A 22,204-nucleotide genomic window follows, 5' to 3' on the forward strand; every position below is an offset into this window, starting at 1 on the left:
TGAAGCGATGGAACTCGACGCCCTGATGCTCTCGCGCATCCAGTTCGGCTTCACGATGGCCTTCCACATCATCTTCCCGGCCTTCACCATCGGTCTCGCCGCCTTCCTCGTCCGGCTCGAGGCGCAGTGGCTGTGGACGAGGAACCCGATGTACCGGGTGCTCTACCGCTTCTGGGTGAAGGCCTTCGCGGTCTCGTTCGGCCTCGGCGTCGTGTCGGGCATCGTGATGAGCTACCAACTCGGCACGAACTGGTCGCGCTACTCCGACTTCACCGGAAACGTGCTGGGCCCGCTGATCCAATACGAGGTCATCACCGCCTTCTTCCTGGAGGCGGGCTTCCTCGGAATCATGCTGTTCGGCTGGGACCGGGTCGGCGACCGGCTGCACTTCCTGGCGACCTGCATGGTCTCGCTCGGCACGCTGATCTCCGCCTTCTGGATCCTCTCGGCCAATTCCTGGATGCAGACGCCGGCGGGCTTCGCGATCGAGAACGGACGGGCGGTGGCCACCGACTGGTTCGAGGTGATCTTCAACCCGAGCTTCCCGATCCGCTACGCGCACATGGTGCTCGGCTGCTTCCTCACGACCGCCTTCGCGGTCTCCGGCATGGCCGCCTGGATGATCCTGCGCGCCCGCAAGGAGCCGCCGGCGAAGGTCCAGGGGGCCCGGGTCTCGCTCTCCATGGCCCTGTGGTTCGCGCTGATCTTCACGCCGATCCAGATCTTCGTCGGCGACACCCACGGCCTCGGCGTGCTCAAGCACCAGCCGACCAAGCTCGCGGCGATCGAGGCGAACTGGGACAGCCAGGCCAACATGCCGCTGCTGCTCTTCGCGATCCCGAACATGGAGGCCGAGCGCAACGACTTCGAGATCGGCATCCCGAAGCTCGGCTCGTTCATTCTCACCCACGACTTCTCCGGCGTGGTGCCGGGCCTCAAGGACGTGACGCCGGACAAGCGCCCGCCGGTCTGGCCGGTGTTCTACGCGTTCCGCGCCATGGTCGCGATCGGCATGGCCATGCTGCTCCTGAGCCTATGGAGCCTGTATCTGCGCTGGAAGGGCACGCTGTACACGAACCGCGTCTTCCTCAACTGCGCCATGCTGATGACGCCCGCGGGCTTCGGCGCGGTGATCTTCGGCTGGTTCACCGCCGAGATCGGGCGTCAGCCCTACATCGTCTACGGCCAGCTCAAGACGGCGGACGCCCATTCGCCGCTGACGGCCCAGGCGGTGACGACCTCGCTGATCGCCTTCATCGTCGCCTACGCGATCATCTTCGGCTTCGGCAGCTACTATCTCGCCAAGCTGCTGCGCAAAGGCCCCGAACCGTTCGAGCCCTCGGTGCCCGGCGATGAGGTCGGCCGCAAGCCCAAGCGTCCCTTCTCGGCGCTGGACGAGAAGCTGGAGCCGCGCTCCATCTAGAGCATCGTCCCGAAAGGTGGTCGCCGGCTTTCGGAAAAAAGATGATGCGAAAACAAGAGCCTCAAGCATCGTCCCGGCCAAGCGTCCGACGGCGCGTCGGAACCATGGCTCGGATACGCCTGCCCGATACGATCGGGCGGACAGGCCTTCAGGCACGGGCGGCGTGTGCGGTGTGGCGGGTCGGGCCACGCGGTATCTCGGTGTCGAGCACCGGGGCGAGGCCGAGCTGGCGGGCGAGGGTGACGAGGTCCTTGAGGCGGCCGGTCTGCGTCTTGCGGCGCAGGTTCAGCCGGTGGGTCTCGACCGTCCGGACGCTCAGCGAGAGCCGCCGGGCGACCTCCTTGTTGCTGAATCCGGCACTGAGGAAGCGCAGAACCTCCGCCTCGCGCGGGGTGAGACCGATGACGGGCTCCTCGGCGGAGGGGGAGGCGGCCGACGATGCGGCTGACGGCGCGGGTGACGCTCCCTTTGCGAGGGCGAGCACGCTGGCGCAGACCTCGTCCGCCGGGGTGCCGCAGCCGACGAAGGCGTCGGCGCCGGCGGCGATCAGCCGGTTCATCGCCGGCGCATCGAGGGTTCGGAACACCGCGAGCACCCGCAGCCAGGGCCTCCCGTCGCGCAAGGCCGCGATCCGCGCGCAGCCGGCTTCCGCACGCGCTCCGTCCACCGGGACCAGCGCGACGGCCGGCACCGGACCGCCACGGGCCAGATCGTCCTCGCCGATGGTCCGCAGGGCCGGCGCGTGCTCCAGCTCGGCGCGCATCCGTGCGTCGAGCCCCGACGGCTCGTCGACGATCAAAAGCTCGACAGCCCGGCTCGCCGTGTGGCTGGCGGTGTGATTGACGGCCTGACTCATGCCGCTCCCCTCTCGTCCCGCCGCAGAACGGTGCGGCTTGTACGGGAAGAGAAGAACAAGAGTCGTTCCAGCGGTTTAGGGGCCATTATTGCCCCGAAACGTTCCCTCGCGGCGCCGCCCGGCGGTCACCGTCCCGCTTCGGGACGGGGTGGGAGCGGCCCATTTCCCGCTGCGGTCCGGACGCCGGGACAGTGCTCCGGCCGCGCGTGTTTCACGCCGTCCGGGAGAGGACGAGGTCGGACATCGCCGAGACCACCCGATTGCGGCCTGTCGTCTTGGCTTCGTACAGGGCGATATCGGCCCGCTTCAGAAGGCCCTCGACGGTCTCGCCCTCGGACCATTCGCTGACGCCGAAGCTGCAGGTGAGCCGCACCGGACCCTTGGTCGAGCGGATGCGCAGGTCCGAGGTCTTGAGGCGCAGGCGGGAGGCGACCGCCTCGGCCTCCGTGAGGCGCTGGCCGGCGAGCATCACCGCGAACTCCTCCCCGCCCAGGCGCCCCGCAATGCCCTCCGCCTCGATCATCCCCGCCACGGCCTTGATCGCCATGTCGCCGACATCGTGGCCGTGCTCGTCGTTGATGCGCTTGAAATGGTCGATGTCGAGGATCACGGCACAGAGATGCCCGAACGACCCGGCCTTCTGGGCGGCCTCCCGCGTGCGCTGCAGGAAGGCGCGGCGGTTGAGCAGGCCGGTGAGCGAATCGGTCTCGGCGAGCCGGATCAGATCGCTCTGAAGCGTGGTGAGGCGCTCGGCCGCCCGCATGCGCGCCTGCAATTCCTCGGCGCCCGGCGGCTTGTCGATGAAGTCGTCGGCGCCGCTGTCGAGAGCCTCGGCGAGGTTGCGGGCGTTGCGGGCCGAGGACATGGCGATGATCGAGAGCGGACGGCTCGATTCGGCGAGCAGCCGGGCCGACCAGCACAGCTCCAATCCGCTCAGCGGACGGACTTCCAGGCTCGTGATCAGGGCACGGACCTTCGGATTGTCGGTGATGTAGGTCAGGGCCTCACCGGAATCCGTGAACTGTGTCACCACATGCCCCCGCGGTTCGAGCATGCCGGCCACGATCCGCAGGACGACACGGCTCGAATCCACGATGACGATGTGCACGGCTCTACCCCCGCTGACAGGAGTAGATTGTGCGCAAGACCGGTTAAGGGCCCGTCTAGAACGCGTGCCGCATTGAGGAGGAAGGCGCGGCTCGGGAGACGACCCTACCGGGAACGGGCCGGGACCCGGACCGACACCACCTGGGCACCGATTCCCTCACCCTCGGAACGGGGTGCCGGATCGGTCCAGATGCCCCGGGAATCCTTCGAGAGGACGCGGGCGCCGTGTCGCCGGGCCGTGGGGCGGAGACCGGCGGAGGCGGGCCGCTCGATCACGGTCAGGGTCGGGCGTGCGGCGGGGGCGTCGCGGATGCCGGCAGCCGTGGGGATGCCGTAGGTGCCGTAGCCCCAAGCCGGCGGCACGAGGCGGCTCGTGCTGGGCAGATGCGTGAATGGTGCGCCGAGATAAGCGCCTTCGATCACCGGACCGGCGAAGCGGTATCCGCCATTGCCGTAGCCGTAGACGTAAGGGTCGGCCGCGGCGCCCGAGGCGGCGCCGAGTGTGAGCAGGGTGGCGAGACCGGCGGCGAGGGCAGGGCGCATGGGGCGGGGCTTCTCCGGTGGCGCATTGGCGAAACATGCGCGATTCATGAAACCAAATCGGCGGCGCCTATGCTCGTTCCGCTCCCCCTCGTCCCGCCAGCCGATGCAGAATGCTGAGACGGGCGCTCTGCCGGTCGACGGCATTCGCCTTCGTCGTTCCGTGTTCAGAGCGCCTCATAAAACTCCCGGTCTCTGACCGTTCTCGTTCTGGCGATGACAGCGCGGCGGGCGTTTGGTGAGAGCCGCTTAGCGGCAGATTGTGACGCGGCGGACGATCCAGCCCTCGCCCTCGATCCACAGGCGACGGCGCTGCTTGTTGCAGTTGGCGCTCTCCTCGTCGCTCTCCGAGGTCGTCGCAGCTGCCTGAGAGACCTGCGCGGCCTCGGCGACCTGGGTGGTGCTGCGGCCCGTGCCCGGTGCGGCAAGGCTCGGCGTCGCAGTCAAGCCGATCAGGGCGAGGCCGAGGACGGCCGCGGCGGTGGAGTGCGCGTTCATGATATCCTACCCGCGCACCGCGGGGGCGCGCTTCAACGGTTCAGTTGGGGCGGCCGGTGTCCCGCCGTGCAGGCGCCGCCGCATATTGAATCAACAATCCACAACGTGGCCGTTGGGTTTCGCGCGACCTTCCGGAAAACGGCAAAAATTTGTCTCCGCCTCCATGCGTTGTTCGCGGTGTTGCCTGCGGCAACGGAGCGCGATCGCGTGTGCCCTCTGCGATGCTTGCGAGAATGGTGCAAAGGGTTGTACTGGCACGCGAAGCGAAACATCGGGCTTCGTCGTCCGAAACTGGACCGCTCTTCTTGTTAGGAACGGTTCCAAACTACGTTTTGCATTAGAACATCATTGTATCGTGACAAGTATTCGCGATGCTGCGAGACGCCGCATCGCCGTTGAGGCAGACAATTCGCCGGGACGCGCGTTCCGCCGATCGAAACGGGAGCAATCGGATGACGGACGGATCGACGTTAGTGCAGGCTTTCATCATCCTGTTCCGCGAGGGACTGGAAGCTCTGCTGGTGATCGCGGCGCTCGCTGCCTTCCTTCGCCGCGCGAATGCCGCGGAGCGAATCGCGCCGGTCTATATGGGTGCGCTTGCGGCCGTCGTCGCCAGCATCGTCATGGCGTGGGTGTTCGCGACCTTCTACGACGGCAATCACAGCGACCTGTTCGAGGCCGGCGTGATGCTCGCGGCCGCGGTGCTGCTGTTCTACATGAGCGGCTGGATGTTCCTCCGCCAGGATCCGAAGGCGTGGCAGGCGGACCTCAACCGGCTTGCCGAGCGGGCGCTCGGTGCAGGCACCATGCTGTCGCTCGCCGGCATCGCCTTCCTGGCGGTGTTCCGCGAGGGCGCCGAGACGATCCTGTTCGTCCACACCCTGGCCAAGACCGCCAACGGCTTCGATGCCGCGCTGCTGGGCGGGCTCGCGGCCGCGACCCTGGCGCTGGTGGCGATGTTCGTGGCGATGCAATGGCTGGCGCTGCGCCTGCCGCTGCGCCCGATGTTCGTCGTGACCTCGGCCTTCCTGTTCTTCATGGGCCTGCGGATGGTCGGCCAGGCGTTCCAGGAGCTTCAGGAGCAGGCGCTGATCCCCTTCACCACGGACGGCGTGCCCGCCTTCGTCTCGGAATGGGGCCTGAGCAACGGCAGTTGGGAGGCGCTCGGCACCCAGCTCGCGATCCTGGCCGTGGCCGCGGCGGCGGCCCTTGTCAGCCTCCGGCGCAAGGCAGGCGGCGCCACCGAGGTGCGCGAGGGGCGGCCGGTCTCGGCAGCGTCCTGATTTTCGCGTCCTGATTTTCGCGTCCTGATTTTGGCGATGGGGCTCCCCGCTCGGGGAGCCCTTTTGCTTTCACGCCGCCGTCATCGGCGGCGTTTTCGTTTCAGGGCGAGAGGCCCGGGCCCTCACACCTTCAGCCGGGACTTGATCCGGTAGGTCAGCCCGTCGCGCACGTCGCGGTAGCCGTCGAGGCGCTGCTCGCGCGTGCCGTCCTGCACCAGCGTCGGGTCCGGTGTCGGCCAGTACTCGACATCCGCCGCAAGCGTGTGGGTCAGTTCGAGCGCCCGGTGATGCGCCTCCGGCGAGAGGGTGATGATCAGGTCGAAGTTCAGCCCCTCCCAATCCTCCAGCTGCTCGATGGTGCGCGGCTTGTGGCGGGAGGCGTCGATGCCGATCTCGTCCAGCGCCGCGACCATGAACGGATCGCTCGGCTCGCCCGAGCGCACGCCGGCGGACTGCACGTAGGTGGATTTGCCGAAATAATGGCGCGCGATCGCCTCCGCCGCCAGCGAGCGCACCGCATTGAAGTTGCACATGAACAGGACGGACTGAACCCGCCGTTTCTTGGGTCCGGTCCCGGGGATGGTGTCGTCCGTCATGCCCCGCCTGGGTGCTTCCCACGAAACCCCCGCCACACCGTCATTCTTGCAGGAGAGCGGTCAACGACCGGAAGTCCTGTGGCGCATTCCGAGAGCATCGCCGGGAACGGGCGCCGGCTTGTCGGAAAAGACGATGCAAACACCGTGACCCCTCGCGAAACGCCCATGCCGTCTTGCACCGATGCACCACGGGTCGGGCGTTTCATGAGGTGCTCGCGCGCACGCTGATATAGATCCGCCCCGGACTTCCCGAAAGCGTAACGTTCTGCCGAGCGCTCCACCTTCGGGCCGGGTAAAGCCGCGATCGTCAGCCCTTCCAGTGAAGGGCGAAGATCAGAGTGAACAGGCGCCGTGCCGTGTCATGGTCGAGATCGACCTTGCCTTCGAGGCGCTGCCTCAGCAGCTCGGACGCTTCGTTGTGCAGGCCGCGCCGCCCCATGTCGATCGCCTCGATCTGCGTCGGCGAGGCGGTGCGGATCGCGCTGTAATAGCTCTCGCAGATCATCTCGTAGTCGCGGATGACCCGGCGGAAGGGCGTGAGCGAGAGCAGGTGGGTCATCACCGGATCGCCCGCCTCGGTCGCGATCGCGAAGGACAGCTTGTTCTCGACGAGGCCGAGGACCAGCCCGTACGGGCCCTCGTCGCGCTCGGGGATCGTGAAGGAATTCTCCTCCAGGATGTCGTAGATCGCGATGGCGCGCTCGTGCTCCTGGTCCGGGTTGCCCCGGCCGATCGAGCCCTCGTCGAGATGCACCGCCGCGAGCCGATTTCGCGGCCTCGCCGGTGCCTCGCCCTGCGCGTCTTGCGCCCCCTGCTTCGCTTCGGCCTTCATCGCCGGCGCCTTCTCGCGTCGGCACCCGAATCCGGGCGCCCTGTTTCCGTCACATGAGCCGAAAGCCGAGCCCGCACGCAAGCTCTCCGGGCGATCGATCCGAAACGTGATTCCGGCCGAACGGATGCTTCAGGCTCTTGTTTTCGCATCATCGATTTTTCCGAAAGCCGGCAACCACCTTTCGGGACGATGCTCGAGCCTCTTGTTTTCGCATCATCTTTTTTCCGAATGCCGGAGACCACCTTTCGGGATGATGCTCTAGAGGTTGAGCCGGATCGATACGGAGCGGGCATGCCCGTCCAGGCCCTCGGATTCGCCCAGGGCGATCGCGGCGGGCCCGAGCGCCCGCAGCGCGGCCGGATCGCAGCGCAGGATCGAGGTGCGCTTCATGAAATCGAGCACCCCGAGTCCCGAGGAGAACCGCGCCGAGCGGGCGGTCGGCAGCACGTGGTTCGGCCCGCCGACATAATCGCCGATGGCTTCGGGCGTGTGCGCGCCGAGGAAGATCGCCCCCGCGTTCCGGATCTTGATCGACAACGCGTCGGCGTCCTCGGTCTCGATCTCGAGATGTTCGGGTGCGATGGCGTCCACGAGCGGCACCGCCTCGTCGAAATTTCGGACGCGGATGATCGCGCCGTAATCGCGCCAACTGGCGCGGGCGATCTCGGCCCGCTTCAGGGTCGAGAGCGCGCGCTCGACCGCGGCCTCGGTCGCATCGGCCAGCTCATCCGAATCGGTGACGAGCACGGCCTGCGCCGCGGTGTCGTGCTCGGCCTGGGCCAGCAGGTCGGCGGCGATCCAGTCGGGGTTGGCGTGGCGGTCGGCCAGGATCAGCACTTCGGAGGGGCCGGCGATCATATCGATGCCGACTTGTCCGAACACCCGGCGCTTGGCCGCCGCGACCCAGGCATTGCCGGGTCCGACGATCTTGGCCACCGGAGCGATGGTTTCCGTGCCGTAGGCGAGCGCGGCCACCGCCTGCGCTCCGCCGACCCGGTAGATCTCGGTGACGCCGGAGAGTTTGGCCGCGGCCAGCACCAGCGGGTTGAGCTGGCCCTCGGGGGTCGGCACCACCATGACGATGCGCGGCACGCCCGCGACGCGGGCCGGCACCGCGTTCATCAGCACCGAGGAGGGATAGCTCGCGGTGCCGCCGGGCACGTAGAGGCCGACCGATTCGATCGCGGTCCAGCGCCAGCCGGCGGTGACGCCGAGATCGTCCGTGGACAGATGATCCTCGGGGATCTGGCGGCGGTGATAGGCCTCGATCCGCTCGGCCGCGAGAGCCAGGGCGGCGCGAGCCTCGGCCGGGCAGGCGGCCACGGCCGCTTCCACCTCCTCGGCGGTGATGCGCAGGGAGGCCGGCGAGAAGTCCTGGCCGAGCCGGTCGAAGCGGCGGGTGTAATCGACGAGAGCCGCGTCGCCGCCGGAGACGACCCCCGCGATGATGCCGCGCACGGTCTCGTCCACATCCTCGGAGATCTCGCGCTTGAGGCCGAGCAGGCGCTTGAACGCCTCCGCAAAATCGGGAGAGCGGCTGTCGAGACGGATCATCGGGCGATATCGGCGGTTCGGGGGAGGGGGGTCACGGGCGGTTCTCGACGAGGTTGCGCACGGCCTCGTGGTCGGGGCGGCCATCGGCCTCCCAGACGGGGCCGAGATCCTTCAGGCGCACCTCGATGCATTCGAGTTCGAGCCGGATCGCGGCCCCGCCCGAAAAGACCAGGGTGGCGACGCCGGAGGGCGCTTCGGTTTCCTCGAAGGTGATCGCCAGAAGGCTCAAGGGATCGCCGGAGGTCGCACCCGGCGTGATGCCCTTCGTCTTCACGGAGAGCACGCGCTCGAAATGCAGGCCCGAGAGGCGCCGCCGGGGCGGTTGGCCCGGCGGCACCGACCAATCGAAGCGGCGCGCCGCCAGGGCGAAGCGGTGCTCGCCCGGCAGCCACGCGAGATCCTGCGCCCGCAGGATCGCGTCCTGAAGGTGGGCGGAGATGACGGCAAGATCCTCGGCATCGAGGGCGGCGAGCTTGAGAAGCTCCATCATTGACGCTCCGAGCTCCCCGACCGAACGCGCGGCGAGCGGATTTCGAGGCGTAGGTAGCGACGCGACCCGCCTGCGGCAACCGGCAGCCGGACGGGTCGGGCCGCTTCGGCGACCGGGAAGCCGGTTCGGCATCCGAAAGTCCGCCCCGCCCGGGAGCGCGTGCCGTGCCCGGCGCGTCAGGTCCGAGCGGGGATGATGACCTTGCGGTTCTTTCGGGCTCATCGTGCGTTCATGAGCGCATGGCTACGGTCAGCGTGACATTTTCAAGTCATCCGGAGGGGATGCGGACGATGCAAAACGGAGTTCTGGCCATAGGGCGCACCTTGGGGGTCGTCCTGGCCCTCGGGTTCGCGGCGAGCCCGGCGAGCGCCCAGTATGATCGCGACGGCTATGACGGTCCGCGCCGCTACGACGACGGCTACAGCCGCCGCTCCCGCGATGACGACGACGGCTATGGTCGCCGCCGCTACGGCGATGATGGCGGCCGCCGCCGCCGCTTCGACGATGACGACGATGGTCCGCGCTTCCGGGGGCCGCCCCGCGGCGGACGTGGCGGCAGCGTCTGCGTCACCGCCCGCGGCAGTTGCGCGACGGGCTTCGCGCCCCCGAACGCGCCCTGTGCCTGCGATATTCCCGGCTTCGGCGTGAAGCGCGGCGCCATCGCCCGCTGACCCCTCGGGATCGTCTCAAGACAGTCTCGGCCTGCGCCGCGCGGTGCAGGCCGTTTTCGTCGGGGGCCGAGCGGTCAGATGGGCGCCGTCAGGCCCGCACGCGCTCGATCTGCGCGCCGCAGCGGGCGAGCTTGGCCTCCAGGGCCTCGAAGCCGCGGTCGAGGTGGTAGACGCGGTTGATCTGCGTCTCGCCTTCCGCGGCGAGCGCGCCGATCACCAGCGAGACTGAGGCGCGCAGGTCGGTGGCCATGACGGGCGCGCCCTTCAGGCGTTCCACGCCCTCGACCACGGCGAGGTCGCCGTCGAGGCGGATCCGCGCGCCGAGGCGGGCCAGCTCCTGCACGTGCATGAAGCGGTTCTCGAAGATCGTCTCGCGGATGCGCGACTGGCCCTTGGCCAGCGTCATCAGCGCCATGAACTGCGCCTGGAGATCGGTCGGGAAGCCGGGGAACGGATCGGTCGTCACGTCCGCCGGGCTGATGCCGCCGCCGTTGCGGCGCACGCGGATGCCGTCGGGCAGGGCCGTGACCTCGGTGCCGGTGGAGGCCAGCGTCTCGAGGGCCGAGGCGAGCAGGTCGGTCCGGGTGTTGACCAGGGAGACGTCGCCCCCGGTCATCGCGACCGCCATGGCGTAGGTGCCGGTCTCGATCCGGTCCGGCAGAACCTCGTGCCGGGTGCCGCCGAGGCGGGCCACGCCCTCCACGACGATGCGGGAGGTGCCGGCCCCCTCGATCCGCGCGCCCATCTTGATCAGGCATTCGGCCAGATCGACCACTTCCGGCTCGCGGGCGGCGTTGTCGATCACGGTGGTGCCGTAGGCGAGCGCGGCCGCCATCAGGGCGACATGGGTGCCGCCGACGGTGACGCTGGGGAAGACGATCTCGGCGCCGCGCAAGCCGTTCTTGGTCTTCGCGACGACGTAGCCGCCATCGATCTCGATCTCGGCGCCGAGCTTTTCCAACGCCATGATCAGCAGGTTGACCGGCCGGGTGCCGATGGCGCAGCCGCCGGGCAGCGAGACCTTGGCCTCGCCGAAGCGGGCCAGCAGCGGCGCGATCACCCAGAAGCTCGCCCGCATGGTCGAGACGAGTTCGTAGGGCGCGGTGGTGTCGATGACGTTCGAGGCGGTGAGCCGGACCGTCTGGCCGGTCTCGGCGGTCTGTCCCGGCCGCTTGCCGACGACCATGTGATCGACGCCGTGATTGCCGAGGATGCGCGTCAGCGCCGCGATGTCGGCGAGCCGTGGCACGTTGATGAGTTCCAGCGTCTCCCCGGTGAGAAGGCTCGCGATCATCAGCGGCAGTGCCGCGTTCTTGGCGCCCGAAATCGGGATCGTGCCGTTGAGCGGCGTGCCGCCGGTGATGTGGATGCGGTCCATCGGGATCCTCGGAGCACCCCCGTTCCGATCGCGGAGGTCGCCTTGCGTGCCGGGCGCGCGGGCGCCCCTCGTTCAGGGTGGAGGTATAGGCGGTATCCGGCAAAAAGAAGAAGCGTGGCCGTTCGGTTCCATCCCGCGCCCGAAGCATCGCTCCGACAACGTGGCGCAGGAGAGGCAGGCCGGTCGACGGGAGCTAACTCTTCTCGGTCGGTTCGGCCGGCTGCGCCTTCGCGGGCTCGGGGGCGTCGTCGGCCCGGCTCCGGGCCTGTGCCTTTCGGCGGCGCAGGTTGTCGCGCAGGGCCGCTTTGAGGCGGGCGGCACGCTCCTCGTCCTTGGTCGCCATCGCGCGTTCCGAAACGATTTCACCCGGCGGAGCATCCGTCGCCGGATGCGCGCGCTTGGCCGTCACGCGTGAAGCCGTATCCCGATTTCGTCCCCGTCGCCAGCGCATCGGCTGCCAAGCACGGGCCTCGTTTCCCGCCGCGACCCATCGTCACCCAAGGCGGGGTTCATGAGCGAATCAGCCGGCTTCGGCTCTCGCGGGCGTTGCATGAGGTCGCGCTACGACGGCATCGCAGGGCGAGCATTCGATGATCGAGCCCGGATCCGGGCAAGATCGCAGGGCCCTTCGCGCCTGTGCAAAGCAGGAATGTCTCGAACTCACCTTGAACCAGTTCGAAATTACCTCCTATCTTGCGTTCACGGCGGCGCCGGCGAGGGACTCGTCCCGGACGGAACGCGAAAAGCCGCCGGTCGGACGATGACGCGCGGCGAAGGCCGTGCCGCTCCCTGGGGGCTGAACCTCGGGAGATCACCGCACCGGCCGCGAACGGTTCGGCCACGCTCTCCGGGGTAGGGCCCGGGCCCGAATCTCTTTAGAACCGAGGCGTCCCAAGAAGAACGCCCGGCCAGCCGAAAGCGTCGAGGACGGATGCCCGTGAACCTGATGCCTGTGAACGCGGCCGACAGCGCCACCCTGCCCGACGAGTCGATCGTCGGCGGCGATGGCGGCGTGGACGATGCCGGTGCGAGCAATGGCCGGGCCAAATTCGAGCGGCCGCCGGTGCGCCCCGCCGGCCCGCGCACGGATTACGACGGCCATTTCCGCGCCGCCCTCGACCGGCTGCACAGTGAGCGCCGCTACCGCGTCTTCGCCGACATCGAGCGGATCTCCGGCCGCTTTCCGCAGGCCACGTGGCGGCGCCCGGAGGGCGGCAACCGCGAGATCACCGTATGGTGCTCCAACGACTATCTCGGCATGGGCCAGCACCCCGAGGTCGTCGCGGCCCTGACCGACACGGCCGCCCGTTGCGGCGTCGGCGCCGGCGGCACCCGTAACATCGCCGGCAACAACTCGCCGCTGGTCGATCTGGAGCGCGAACTCGCCGACCTGCACGGCAAGGAGGCGGGCCTCGTCTTCACCTCGGGCTACGTCTCGAATCAGGCCGGCATCTCGACCATCGCGAAGCTGCTGCCGAACTGCCTGATCCTGTCGGACGCCTTCAACCACAATTCGATGATCGAGGGCGTGCGCCATTCCGGCTGCGAGAAGCGCGTCTTCCGCCACAACGACCTCGAACATCTCGAGCAACTGCTCGCCGAGGCCGGCGACCGGCCCAAGCTGATCGCCTTCGAGTCGGTCTATTCGATGGACGGCGACGTGGCGCCGATCGCCGCGATCTGCGACCTCGCCGACGCCTACGGCGCCATGACCTATCTCGACGAGGTCCACGCGGTCGGCCTCTACGGCGAGCGTGGTGCCGGCATCGCCGAGCGCGATCGCGTGATGCACCGGGTCGATGTGATCGAGGGGACGCTCGCCAAGGGCTTCGGCTGCGTCGGCGGCTACATCACCGGCTCGGCGACCCTGTGCGACGCGGTCCGCAGCCACGCGGCCGGCTTCATCTTCACCACCGCCCTGCCGCCGGCGGTCGCCGCGGCGGCGCGCGCCTCGGTGCGCTACCTCAAGCGCTCGAAGACCGAGCGCGAGGCGCATCAGCGCCAGGCCGCCCGCACCAAGGCGGCTTTGGAGGCCGCCGGTCTGCCGGTGCTGCACACCGAGACCCACATCGTGCCGCTGATGGTGGGCGACGCCGAGCTGTGCAAGGCAGCCGCCGACCACCTGCTGGAGCACCACGGCATCTACATCCAGCCGATCAACTACCCCACCGTCCCGCGCGGCACCGAACGCCTGCGCATCACGCCCTCGCCCTTCCATGACGACGAGCGGATCGGCGCGCTGACGGCCGCGCTGGTGGAAACCTGGGATACGCTGGATCTGCCGCGGGCCGGGACGGTGTTCGCCGCAGCCGCGGAGTAGCCTTTTCACGAAGGCTGCGGCATCGGCTACATTGTCCGCATGGCCCTGGCCTTCGACCGCACCCGCCTCCTCCAGGCTCTCGAACGGCTCGGCGCGGATCTGTCCGCGCGGGGGCTGTTCGTCGAACTCGCCGTCTACGACGAGGCACCACCGGACGAGGCGAGTTTGCGCTTCCGGTCGGTGCTTCAGGATGGACCACGATGAGGCCCGCCTCCTTGCGCGCGGTGGTCGAGCGGGCGCGCGCGGATGGCGACTGGGATCACCACCTGCAGAACTTCCTCGATGCCTTCTACGCGCGCGACGGCGACACCGCCGCCCAGGGGGCGATGATCGCCGAGGATCCGGGCTTTCTGGGAGACGCGCGGCCCGACGCGTTCCTCGGCGGGGTCGGCGAGCACCTCGCCCGGCGCTGGCGGCTGCCGTTCATCCCCGCTTGGGTGCGGCACGAGGCCCGCTACCTCGACAGGGCGATGTTCGTGCCCGATGAGCGCAACCTGCGCACTTACCTGCTCTGCGTCAGCCCGGTCTCGTTCCGGCCGCGGCTGATCTTCACCGGGCCCGACCCGCTCCAGCGCGCCCGCTTCCCCTATCACCGCGGCGTGGTCCGGATGCCCCTGACCTTTCCGCAGGGGCCCGCGGCCGCGGCCTTGTTCGAGCCGGAGCGGTGAGGGGGCTCAGCGCCGCTTGACCTCGTTCGACCAGCCATGCGCCGCGGCGGCCTTCTCGACCTTCTCCTTGAGCTGCGGCAACAGCGTGCCCATCCATTGCTGCATGCCCGTCAGCATCGCCTGGCTCAGTTGCGGCTGCGCTTTGACGAGGTTCTTGCCCGCCGGCGTGGCGTAGAAGCTGGCAATCGCCTTCAGATCCTCCTTCGAGAGGACGGAGGCGAAGCTGAGGGCCTGGATCGCGAGCAGGTCGTCGTAATTCTCCGAGAGGGTGGGCATCACCACCTCGTCCACCATCACCTGGGCCTTCTTCGGGTCCGTCAGACCCATCTGCTGCATCACCCCGGCCATCGGCGCCTTCATCGCCGCGAGCACGGCGGCTCGGTCTCCCTGCGCCGCGGCGACGACCTCGCGGGCGGCGGCCAAGCGCTCGGGATCGGCGGTGACAGCCGGGGCGGCGGGTTTGGCGGGCGCCTGCGCCGAGGCAGGAACGGTGCCGGCGACGAGGGCCGGCGCGCAGAGCAGGCCGAGGCCCAGCAGTCCGGAGAGCATTTTCTGGCGCATGGTCGGAGTGTTTCCGGTCGTGAGCATGGGGTCGGGCTGTCGAGCCGAGCGGGACGACGCGCAGGCGACGGTGATCCTTGGAGCACCCGGCCCCAACTCCCGCAACGGTAGTCGGTTCGGAGCCATGCCCGCAACGCGCTTGTCGGCCGGCCCGAGGCACCGCTATGGCCGCGCTCACGGTGGCGTGACCGTGGGGAGCCAGACGATGCCGGATACGGACGACACCTACATCTACGACGAAGCGCTCGGCGAATGGCGCCCCGCTGGCGCGGCGGCGGCCGAGACGGCGGCTGCGAGGGCGCCTGTCCGCGACGCCGCGGGCAACATCCTGGCCGACGGCGATGCGGTCACCCTGATCAAGGATCTCAAGGTCAAGGGCGCGAACCAGACCCTGAAACAGGGCACCGTCATCCGGTCGATCCGCCTCACGGACGATCCGGAAGAAATCGATTGCCGCCACGATAGCATCAAGGGTCTCGTCCTGCGCACGGAATTCGTGCGCAAGCGCTGATCGCGCGCAGCGAGCGAGGCGGGGCAAAAGGGTGACGACGCGCCCGTCCTCCGCCGCGATGTAACCGTCCGGCGGGTGAGCGATCACCTCCGGACTCATGCGTGAGCATCAGCCGCTTGGGGGCGATCTCGGGCAGGCGCCGCTTCAGCGTCGCCCAATCGAGGTGGAATTTCACCGGACGCTCCACGGTGTAGCCCTCGGCGATCATCAGGTCCGCCCCACGGCGACGATGTCCTCCACCCACTCGGTGTCGCCGGTATCGCTGACGACCTTGCCCGCCGCCTCGATCCGCAGGGCGTGCGCGGGCGCGCCGGAGGGGTGGCGCATGGTGAAGGCGGTGGCACGCACGCCCCCGGCCTCGACCGGGCGCCCGGCTTCCATCTCCACGACCTCGATCCGGAACCGGCCCTCGGCCGTGCCCCGGCGGCCCGACCACGGTCAACGGCTCCGTGCGCCCGCTGACGAACTGCCCGTCGCGGATCAGCCAGGGCAGGCCGCCGAAATGGTCGCCGTGGAGATGGTGAGGAACACCGTGCGGATACGGTTCGGCTCGGCTCCGAAGCGCCGGATCGCGATGAGCGCGCAGGCGCCGCAATCGATGAGGAAGGCGCCGCCGCGCGCATCGACAGACGCGTCGGGGGATGCATCGACGTGGAAGCAGGTGTGGAAGCGCCCGCCCGAGCCGAACGCGTCTCCGCAACCGAGAACTTGAAGCCGCATGACTCACGCCCTCTGCCTTGCCGACCTTCGGCGGGGATTTCGGTCACCGGGCGCCGCGATCAATCGTCTCCGGCCGGCGTGGATCGCGCGCATTCTTCGGAGGGCGTCTCCCGCGTGTCGGCAAGACGCAGGCCCGCTGTCAAAAGAGACAGGTTTAATTTCATTTGTTAATCTGCTGGAAATTCGAATTCAGCGCGGCATACTGATTTCTGTGTCCTGTTAGAGGGGTAGAGTCTGACCGTGCGCAGGCTGGAATTGCTTTTCAGGGGGCAGAATCCGACAAAATACTGTTTCAATGAGCCGGGTACAGTATCCCGCGGCCTGCGTAGATGCCAAATTCCGGCCGTGTGACCGCGTTCGGTCCCTTGTTCTCGCTCGGTTCATGACGATCCATTCCCACCCCTTCCCCGCCGCGATCCGCTCGGCCTCGATCGAGCCGGCTGCCGCCCTGTCGGCCGAGGGCGCCGCCCTGATCGACCGGATCTACGAGGCGGCGGCCTTGCCCGAGTTGTGGCGCGAGGTGCTCGTCGAACTCGCCCGCTTCGCCGGCGCGCCGCAGGCGGTGATGATCGTCTCGACCGGGACGCACTTTCGCGACTTCGTGACGACGTCCCCTGAGTTCGACGCGCTGGTGATCGATCATTTCGAGCGCTTCCCCGACAACGTCCGCACGGGGCGCCTGTTGGCGCTGCGCCATCCCGGCTTCCTCAACGATCTCGACGTCGTGACGGAGGAGGAGATCGCGACGCTGCCGCTCTATCAGGACTTCCTGATCCCCCAGGGGTACGGCGCGGGCACCGCGACCGCCGTGCTGGTGCCGAGCGGCGACAGCGTCATCGTCCATTGCGAGCGTGCCCGCGCCGAGGGCGATTTCGGGCCCCAGACCCTGGCCGCGCTCAACAGCCTGCGCCCGCATCTCGCCCGGGCCGCCCTGCTCTCCGCACGCCTGGAGATGGAGCGGGCCGCGACCACCACCCGGACGCTCGAAGCGCTCGGCCTGCCGGCGGCCGTGCTCGGAAACGGAGGGCGGGTCATCGACGCTAATCCGTCCCTGGTGGCGATGATGCCCCACACCCTCAGCGACCAGCCCTTGCGGCTCGCCGTGGTCGATCCGGCGGCCGACAGGCTGCTGCGCGAAGCCGTGTCACAATCCGCCCCGCCGCGGGCGATGCCGGTGCGCTCGATCCCGATTGCCGCCGCCGCCGAGCGTCCCCCGGTGATCCTGCATCTCGTGCCGATCCGCGGCGCGGCCCACGACGTGTTCGTCCGTGCCCGCTTCGTGCTGATCGCCACGCCCGTCGTGGCCCAGGACGTGCCGAGTGCGGATGTGGTCCAGGGGCTGTTCGACCTGACCCCGGCCGAGGCGCGGCTCGCCGCCCTGATCGCGGCGGGCGATGCCCCGGCTCCCGCCGCGGCCAAGCTCGGGATCACCCCCAACACCGCCCGCTCGGTGCTCCGGCGCATCTTCCAGAAGACCGGCGTGTCGCGCCAAGCCGAACTCGTCGGCCTGCTCGCCGGCCGGGGCGCCGGGGCGGGATTACGCGAATAACGGCCGATGCGTCGGCCGATACTCAGCTATGGCGTCGGCCAACTCGCAACTTCTGAAAAACCGCTCTATAAGCCCGGCTTCGCGCGAGGCGGGAGGGCCCGCGCGCATCACCCGATCGGGTGAGCGGAGAGAGTATCATGGCCGAGCGGTGGACCCCCAAAACCTGGCGCAACCTGCCGATCCAGCAGGTCCCGTCCTATCCGGACGCGGGCGCTCTCCAGGCCGTCGAGGCGCAGCTCGCGAGCTTTCCGCCGCTCGTCTTTGCCGGTGAGGCGCGCAAGCTGAAGGCGGCCTTGGCGCGCGTCGGTGCGGGCGAGGCCTTCCTGCTCCAGGGCGGCGATTGCGCCGAGAGCTTCGACGAGCACTCGGCCGACAACATCCGCGACTTCTTCCGCGTCTTCCTGCAGATGGCGATGGTGCTCACCTTCGCGGGCGGCTCGCCCGTGGTGAAGGTCGGCCGCATTGCCGGACAGTTCGCCAAGCCGCGCTCTTCGCCGACCGAGACGCTCGACGGCGTGGCGCTGCCGAGCTACCGCGGCGACATCATCAACGGCCTGACCTTCAACGAGGAGGCCCGGATCCCCGATCCGCGCCGTCAGCTCGAGGCCTACCGCCAGTCGGCGGCGACGCTGAACCTGCTGCGCGCCTTCGCGACCGGCGGCTACGCCAACCTCGAGAATGCGCATCGCTGGATGCTCGGCTTCGTGAAGGACAGCCCGCAATCCTCGCGCTACCGCGATGTGGCCGAGCGGATGTCGGACGCGCTCGACTTCATGCGCGCCATCGGCATCAATCCGGAGACGCACCAGGAGGTCCGCACCACGGACTTCTACACCAGCCACGAGGCGCTGCTGCTCGGCTACGAGGAGTCGCTGACCCGCGTCGATTCGACGAGCGGGGACTGGTACGCCACGTCCGGCCACATGCTCTGGATCGGTGACCGCACCCGTCAGCCGGACCACGCCCACGTCGAATATGCCCGCGGCATCAAGAACCCGATCGGCCTCAAATGCGGGCCCTCGACCACGGCCGAGGGGCTGATCCGGCTGATCGACCTCCTCAACCCGGAAAACGAGGCCGGGCGCCTGAGCCTGATCTGCCGCTTCGGCGCGGACAAGGTCGGTGACCATCTGCCGGGGCTGATCCGTGCGGTGCAGCGCGAGGGCCGCAACGTGGTGTGGGTGTGCGATCCGATGCACGGCAACACCATCGCCGCCGGCCGCTACAAGACCCGGCCGTTCGAGCGGGTGATGCAGGAGATCGAGGGCTTCTTCGGCGTGCACCGCGCGGAAGGCACGATCGCCGGCGGCATCCATCTCGAGATGACCGGCAAGGACGTCACCGAATGCACCGGCGGCGCCCGTGCGCTGACGGCCGACGACCTGCAGGACCGCTACCACACCTACTGCGACCCGCGCCTCAATGCGGAGCAGGCGCTGGAGGTGGCGTTCCTGACCGCCGAACTGGTGAAGCGCGAGCGCTCCGAGATCGAGCGCCCGCGCCTCGACGCGGCGGAGTAGCCTCGGCCGGATCAGATCGGAATGCGACGGGGCGGGTGCGATCATGCAGGATCGCGCCCGCCCTTTTCTTTGTGCGAACCCATGTGCAGCGAAGGCCGCCTCCGCCCCGACGTGCAGCCGACAAAAGATTCGGCGAAGCACCACATCGGCGCGCGTCAAGAATGTTTCTCGCGACCGAGCTTGGTTATCATCCTCTTAAGTGATCGGCTTCGGAGGCGGCATGGCGGTATCGGCGACCAGGAAGACTTCTCGCATTCGCAGTCTCTGGCCGAGCTGGAATCCGGGAGAGCTCTCCGCCGCCGCGCCTCCGCTGGATCGGCGCTCGATCGACCTGCGCCCCATCGAGCCCGAGGCGCGCCTGCCCTCGCACAACCTCACCGCCAACGAACTCATCGCCATGGCCCGCGCCGCCCGGGCGCGCCGACTCGATCCGTGAGCGGATGCCCCGCTGCTTGGTGACGGCGAAGTCCCGATCCCGCACCGGGACGGTCCGCAGGCGCCTCGCGTAGCGCCTACTGCACCAGCGCCAGACGGCCGCGTGCCTCGGTCGCTCCGGTGCGGATCGGCGGATCGCTGTGGCCGGCGAAGAAGTCCTCGACCATCTCGCGCAGGATCTCGGCCAGGTCGCCGCCGCGATCGGCCTCGACATGCACGTCGCTGCCGACGCAGCGGCCAAGGCCCGGCGTCGTGTTGCTGGCCAGGGTGAGGAGTCGCTCGTTGTACTCCGCCCCCAGGCCGTTCACGGCGATGAAGTTGCGCCCACCCAGGACGGGGCCGTACTTCACGGTGATCCGGTGCTCCTGATCGGCGTCGTTCTGCAACGTGGCGGTGAAGCCGACGAAATCGTCGCGATCCACCTCCGGGGCGGGGCAGGTGATCCGGCCGTGCTCGATGCCGTCCTCTTCCAACACCTCGGCCATCAGGCTCAGGGCTTCGGTGATCGGAGCCAGCGCCCGAACGCCCTCCTGAAGAAGCTTGGCCTGGATCCGATGCTTCTGCGCGTCGGCCGCGCGCAGGCGCGCCCGGAAGCGATTCTTGATGTCGAAGGGGTTCGTCATGGATGGGTCCCCGCGCGATTGTTCGGTGCCCTTTGATCGACTTGTAAGTTAGGAAGACGCTTAATCAGCGTCAAGCTGATGCACAGTATTCGTGCCTGATTGGACGCTGAGCTCTTGCATCATTATATGACGTGAGCATTTTTTGTGCAGAATTGGCAGGCGCGGTATTGGTGCGGCGCACGCGCTGGCGCGGCGACCGCACCAAACCGGCCGTCCGCCCGTCTCTGCATTGCGCTCTTTGACGGAATGCGCGTATCCGACAAACCGACCTTTTCCGGAGACGTTCCCCGCGATGAGCGGCCGAGCGCCGATGGAGGACGAGCGGGAGCGACGCGCCTTTGGCCCAAACCAGCGCAGGCAAGACGAGCGAAGACACGACCATCGCGAGCATGACCGGGTTTGCCCGCTCCGCCGGCACGATCGGCGCGGTGCAGTGGTTGTGGGAGATCCGCACCGTGAACGGGCGTGGGCTCGATATCCGCGTGCGCGTCCCGAACGGCTTCGAGGCGGCGGGGGAGGCGGCCCGCATCGCTCTGTCCAAGGCGCTCTCTCGCGGCCAGTGCCAGCTCGGTCTGACCTTGACGCGGCCCGAGGCGGCGGTACGGGTGCGCATCGACGAAACTTTGCTGGCGAGCCTCGCCGCGGCAATCGCCCGGGTGCCGCGCCCCGTCGAGGTCGGCCCGGCGACGCTCGACGGGCTGCTCGCCGTGCGCGGCGTCGTGGAGACCGAGAGCGAGGCCGGAGCCGACCCTGAGGCGCTCAATCGGGATCTCGTCGCCGGGATCGAGACCCTCGTGGCCGACCTCGTTTCCGCCCGCCGCGCGGAAGGGGCGCGACTGCACGCGATCGTGGGGGGGCAGATCGCGGACATCGCCCGCTTGACCCAGGCCGCCGAGGACTGCCCCGCCCGCCGGCCCGAGGCGGTGCGCGCCCGGCTCGCGGATGCGGTGGCGGCCCTCGTCGGCGCCGGGGGGATCGACCCCGACCGCCTGCATCAGGAGGCGGTGCTGCTCGCGGCCAAGGCGGATGTGCGCGAGGAACTCGACCGCCTGCGCGCTCACCTCGCTGCCATCGGTGAGTTGCTGGCTCAGGGCGGCGCGATCGGCCGGCGGCTCGATTTCCTGGCCCAGGAACTCGGGCGCGAGGCCAACACCCTGTGCGCCAAGGCCGGCGACATCAGCCTGTCGCGGATCGGACTCGACTTGAAGGCCGTGGTGGAGCAATTCCGCGAGCAGGTGCAGAACGTCGAATGAGAGCGAGAGACATGCGTAGCGGAGTTTCCCGCCGATGACGCAGGATGCCACCCAAGGCAGGCCGGATATCGCCCGGCGCGGGCTGATCCTGATCCTGTCCTCGCCCTCGGGCGCGGGCAAGACGACGCTGACCCGCGCCATCGCCCAGCGGCCCGAATGGGGTCTCGATCTGTCGATCTCGGTGACGACGCGCTCGCGCCGCCCCTCGGAGATCGACGGGCGCGATTACCGCTTCATCGACCGCGAGGCGTTCGAGGATCTTCGCACGCGCGATGACCTGCTCGAATGGGCCGAGGTCCACGGGAATTTCTACGGCACGCCGCGCCGCCCGGTCGAGAGGACCCTCGGCCAGGGCCGGGACATGATCTTCGACATCGACTACCAGGGCACCCGCCAGGTCCGGCAGCGGCTGCAGGACGACGTGGTGACGGTGTTCATCCTGCCGCCGAGCTTTTCCGAGTTGCGCAACCGCCTGGAGCGCCGGGCGGAGGACGCACCGGAGACGATCGAGCGGCGGCTGGCCAACGCCTGCAACGAGATGCAGCGCTGGAGCGAGTACGACTACGTCATCGTCAACGACGACCTCGACGAGTCGTTTCGCGCGCTTCAGTCGATCCTGGCCGCCGAGCGCCTCAAACGCACCCGCCGCACCGGCCTGCCGGGTTTCGTCGATGGGCTGCTGGCAGAGGCAGACCGGGGCTGAAGGCAGGGCGCCGAGGGTCATCCTTCATTCAGGTCCTTGCTCTAGCGCCGAGGTTGCTGCCTTTCAGCGGCTCGATGCGCGCCTGAAGTATCGCGACGCCCGGAATCGGAACT

24 protein-coding genes and 1 pseudogene are annotated in these 22,204 nt (G+C 68.7%); 12 read left to right on the forward strand and 13 right to left on the reverse strand.

What is annotated here, in order from left to right:
• Nucleotides 1-7: 7 nt before the first annotated feature.
• Nucleotides 8-1,423, forward strand: a complete 1,416-nt coding sequence (locus E4V01_RS05435; RefSeq protein WP_135297650.1) for a cytochrome ubiquinol oxidase subunit I — start codon at nucleotides 8-10, stop codon at nucleotides 1,421-1,423.
• Between the two features lie 148 nt (nucleotides 1,424-1,571).
• Here E4V01_RS05435 and E4V01_RS05440 read toward each other — a convergent pair whose 3' ends face one another.
• From E4V01_RS05440 to E4V01_RS05455, 4 genes are all read right to left on the reverse strand, one after another.
• Nucleotides 1,572-2,279: a response regulator transcription factor gene (locus E4V01_RS05440; RefSeq protein WP_135297651.1), complete on the reverse strand. Its 708-nt coding sequence runs from the start codon at nucleotides 2,277-2,279 to the stop codon at nucleotides 1,572-1,574.
• A 211-nt stretch (nucleotides 2,280-2,490) separates the two neighbouring features.
• A complete protein-coding gene (locus E4V01_RS05445) occupies nucleotides 2,491-3,387 on the reverse strand; it encodes a diguanylate cyclase (protein WP_060769567.1) in 897 nt (298 codons plus the stop codon).
• 104 nt (nucleotides 3,388-3,491) lie between these two features.
• Complete coding sequence (locus E4V01_RS05450; RefSeq protein WP_135297652.1) at nucleotides 3,492-3,929, reverse strand: hypothetical protein; 438 nt, start codon at nucleotides 3,927-3,929, stop codon at nucleotides 3,492-3,494.
• 246 nt (nucleotides 3,930-4,175) lie between these two features.
• Complete coding sequence (locus E4V01_RS05455) at nucleotides 4,176-4,424, reverse strand: hypothetical protein (RefSeq protein WP_060769569.1); 249 nt, start codon at nucleotides 4,422-4,424, stop codon at nucleotides 4,176-4,178.
• A gap of 452 nt (nucleotides 4,425-4,876) precedes the next feature.
• Here E4V01_RS05455 and E4V01_RS05460 point away from each other — a divergent pair, with 452 nt between their 5' ends.
• The gene (locus E4V01_RS05460; protein ID WP_371688510.1) at nucleotides 4,877-5,707 is read left to right on the forward strand and encodes an FTR1 family protein; all 831 of its coding nucleotides are present in this window, start codon (nucleotides 4,877-4,879) and stop codon (nucleotides 5,705-5,707) included.
• A gap of 122 nt (nucleotides 5,708-5,829) precedes the next feature.
• Here E4V01_RS05460 and E4V01_RS05465 read toward each other — a convergent pair whose 3' ends face one another.
• The 4 genes from E4V01_RS05465 to E4V01_RS05480 form a co-directional block, all read right to left on the reverse strand.
• Complete coding sequence (locus tag E4V01_RS05465) at nucleotides 5,830-6,303, reverse strand: low molecular weight phosphatase family protein (RefSeq protein ID WP_060769571.1); 474 nt, start codon at nucleotides 6,301-6,303, stop codon at nucleotides 5,830-5,832.
• Between the two features lie 307 nt (nucleotides 6,304-6,610).
• The gene (locus tag E4V01_RS05470; RefSeq protein ID WP_060769572.1) at nucleotides 6,611-7,135 is read right to left on the reverse strand and encodes a UPF0262 family protein; all 525 of its coding nucleotides are present in this window, start codon (nucleotides 7,133-7,135) and stop codon (nucleotides 6,611-6,613) included.
• A 258-nt stretch (nucleotides 7,136-7,393) separates the two neighbouring features.
• Nucleotides 7,394-8,689: a histidinol dehydrogenase gene (gene hisD, locus E4V01_RS05475; RefSeq protein ID WP_135297654.1), complete on the reverse strand. Its 1,296-nt coding sequence runs from the start codon at nucleotides 8,687-8,689 to the stop codon at nucleotides 7,394-7,396.
• A 31-nt stretch (nucleotides 8,690-8,720) separates the two neighbouring features.
• Nucleotides 8,721-9,176, reverse strand: coding sequence for a DUF2948 family protein (locus E4V01_RS05480; protein WP_135297655.1), 456 nt, complete (start codon nucleotides 9,174-9,176; stop codon nucleotides 8,721-8,723).
• Nucleotides 9,177-9,469: 293 nt separating this feature from the next.
• Here E4V01_RS05480 and E4V01_RS05485 point away from each other — a divergent pair, with 293 nt between their 5' ends.
• Nucleotides 9,470-9,850 carry a hypothetical protein gene (locus E4V01_RS05485; RefSeq protein ID WP_135297656.1) on the forward strand — a complete coding sequence of 127 codons (381 nt, stop codon included), beginning with the start codon at nucleotides 9,470-9,472 and terminating at the stop codon, nucleotides 9,848-9,850.
• Nucleotides 9,851-9,938: 88 nt separating this feature from the next.
• On the opposite strand, the gene murA is transcribed toward E4V01_RS05485, so the two are convergent.
• The gene (gene murA / locus E4V01_RS05490; RefSeq protein ID WP_012253521.1) at nucleotides 9,939-11,228 is read right to left on the reverse strand and encodes a UDP-N-acetylglucosamine 1-carboxyvinyltransferase; all 1,290 of its coding nucleotides are present in this window, start codon (nucleotides 11,226-11,228) and stop codon (nucleotides 9,939-9,941) included.
• Nucleotides 11,229-11,421: 193 nt separating this feature from the next.
• Entirely contained in the window at nucleotides 11,422-11,571 is a 150-nt protein-coding gene (locus E4V01_RS25565; RefSeq protein WP_193763145.1) for a hypothetical protein, read from the reverse strand.
• Nucleotides 11,572-12,159: 588 nt separating this feature from the next.
• On the opposite strand from E4V01_RS25565, the gene hemA reads away from it, so the two are divergent.
• Genes hemA through E4V01_RS05505 form a run of 3 tightly spaced genes read left to right on the forward strand, consistent with a single transcriptional unit; the run spans nucleotide 12,160 to nucleotide 14,216 of the window.
• Entirely contained in the window at nucleotides 12,160-13,548 is a 1,389-nt protein-coding gene (gene hemA, locus E4V01_RS05500) for a 5-aminolevulinate synthase (protein WP_060769575.1), read from the forward strand.
• Nucleotides 13,549-13,587: 39 nt separating this feature from the next.
• Nucleotides 13,588-13,752, forward strand: a complete 165-nt coding sequence (locus E4V01_RS25570; RefSeq protein ID WP_193763146.1) for a hypothetical protein — start codon at nucleotides 13,588-13,590, stop codon at nucleotides 13,750-13,752.
• Nucleotides 13,749-14,216 (forward strand): hypothetical protein, encoded by a 468-nt coding sequence (locus E4V01_RS05505; RefSeq protein WP_135297658.1) that lies wholly within the window; start codon nucleotides 13,749-13,751, stop codon nucleotides 14,214-14,216. Before E4V01_RS25570 ends, E4V01_RS05505 begins: the two co-directional genes overlap by 4 nt.
• A gap of 6 nt (nucleotides 14,217-14,222) precedes the next feature.
• Here E4V01_RS05505 and E4V01_RS05510 read toward each other — a convergent pair whose 3' ends face one another.
• On the reverse strand, nucleotides 14,223-14,777 hold the full coding sequence (locus tag E4V01_RS05510; RefSeq protein ID WP_135297659.1) for a DUF2059 domain-containing protein: 555 nt from the start codon (nucleotides 14,775-14,777) through the stop codon (nucleotides 14,223-14,225).
• Nucleotides 14,778-14,982: 205 nt separating this feature from the next.
• Between E4V01_RS05510 and E4V01_RS05515 the strand changes: the two genes are divergently transcribed.
• Complete coding sequence (locus tag E4V01_RS05515) at nucleotides 14,983-15,288, forward strand: alkylphosphonate utilization protein (RefSeq protein WP_060769578.1); 306 nt, start codon at nucleotides 14,983-14,985, stop codon at nucleotides 15,286-15,288.
• Nucleotides 15,289-15,315: 27 nt separating this feature from the next.
• Here E4V01_RS05515 and E4V01_RS05520 read toward each other — a convergent pair.
• Nucleotides 15,316-16,008, reverse strand: a pseudogene (locus E4V01_RS05520) (MBL fold metallo-hydrolase); the annotation flags it as partial.
• A 382-nt stretch (nucleotides 16,009-16,390) separates the two neighbouring features.
• Here E4V01_RS05520 and E4V01_RS05525 point away from each other — a divergent pair.
• From E4V01_RS05525 to E4V01_RS05535, 3 genes are all read left to right on the forward strand, one after another.
• Nucleotides 16,391-17,557, forward strand: coding sequence for a helix-turn-helix transcriptional regulator (locus E4V01_RS05525; protein ID WP_135297660.1), 1,167 nt, complete (start codon nucleotides 16,391-16,393; stop codon nucleotides 17,555-17,557).
• A 137-nt stretch (nucleotides 17,558-17,694) separates the two neighbouring features.
• A complete protein-coding gene (locus E4V01_RS05530; protein WP_135297661.1) occupies nucleotides 17,695-19,077 on the forward strand; it encodes a class II 3-deoxy-7-phosphoheptulonate synthase in 1,383 nt (460 codons plus the stop codon).
• A gap of 220 nt (nucleotides 19,078-19,297) precedes the next feature.
• A complete protein-coding gene (locus E4V01_RS05535; protein WP_060772218.1) occupies nucleotides 19,298-19,513 on the forward strand; it encodes a hypothetical protein in 216 nt (71 codons plus the stop codon).
• A 76-nt stretch (nucleotides 19,514-19,589) separates the two neighbouring features.
• Here the strand turns inward: E4V01_RS05535 and E4V01_RS05540 are convergent, their stop codons facing one another.
• Nucleotides 19,590-20,135, reverse strand: a complete 546-nt coding sequence (locus E4V01_RS05540) for a hypothetical protein (protein ID WP_060769581.1) — start codon at nucleotides 20,133-20,135, stop codon at nucleotides 19,590-19,592.
• A 338-nt stretch (nucleotides 20,136-20,473) separates the two neighbouring features.
• Between E4V01_RS05540 and E4V01_RS05545 the strand changes: the two genes are divergently transcribed.
• Together E4V01_RS05545 and gmk are read left to right on the forward strand one after the other, a co-directional pair.
• A complete protein-coding gene (locus tag E4V01_RS05545; protein ID WP_135297662.1) occupies nucleotides 20,474-21,388 on the forward strand; it encodes a YicC/YloC family endoribonuclease in 915 nt (304 codons plus the stop codon).
• A gap of 34 nt (nucleotides 21,389-21,422) precedes the next feature.
• A complete protein-coding gene (gene gmk / locus E4V01_RS05550) occupies nucleotides 21,423-22,091 on the forward strand; it encodes a guanylate kinase (RefSeq protein ID WP_135297663.1) in 669 nt (222 codons plus the stop codon).
• Nucleotides 22,092-22,204 lie beyond the last annotated feature (113 nt).

This window comes from Methylorubrum sp. Q1, assembly GCF_004683995.1.
In the GTDB taxonomy this organism is placed as follows: domain Bacteria; phylum Pseudomonadota; class Alphaproteobacteria; order Rhizobiales; family Beijerinckiaceae; genus Methylobacterium.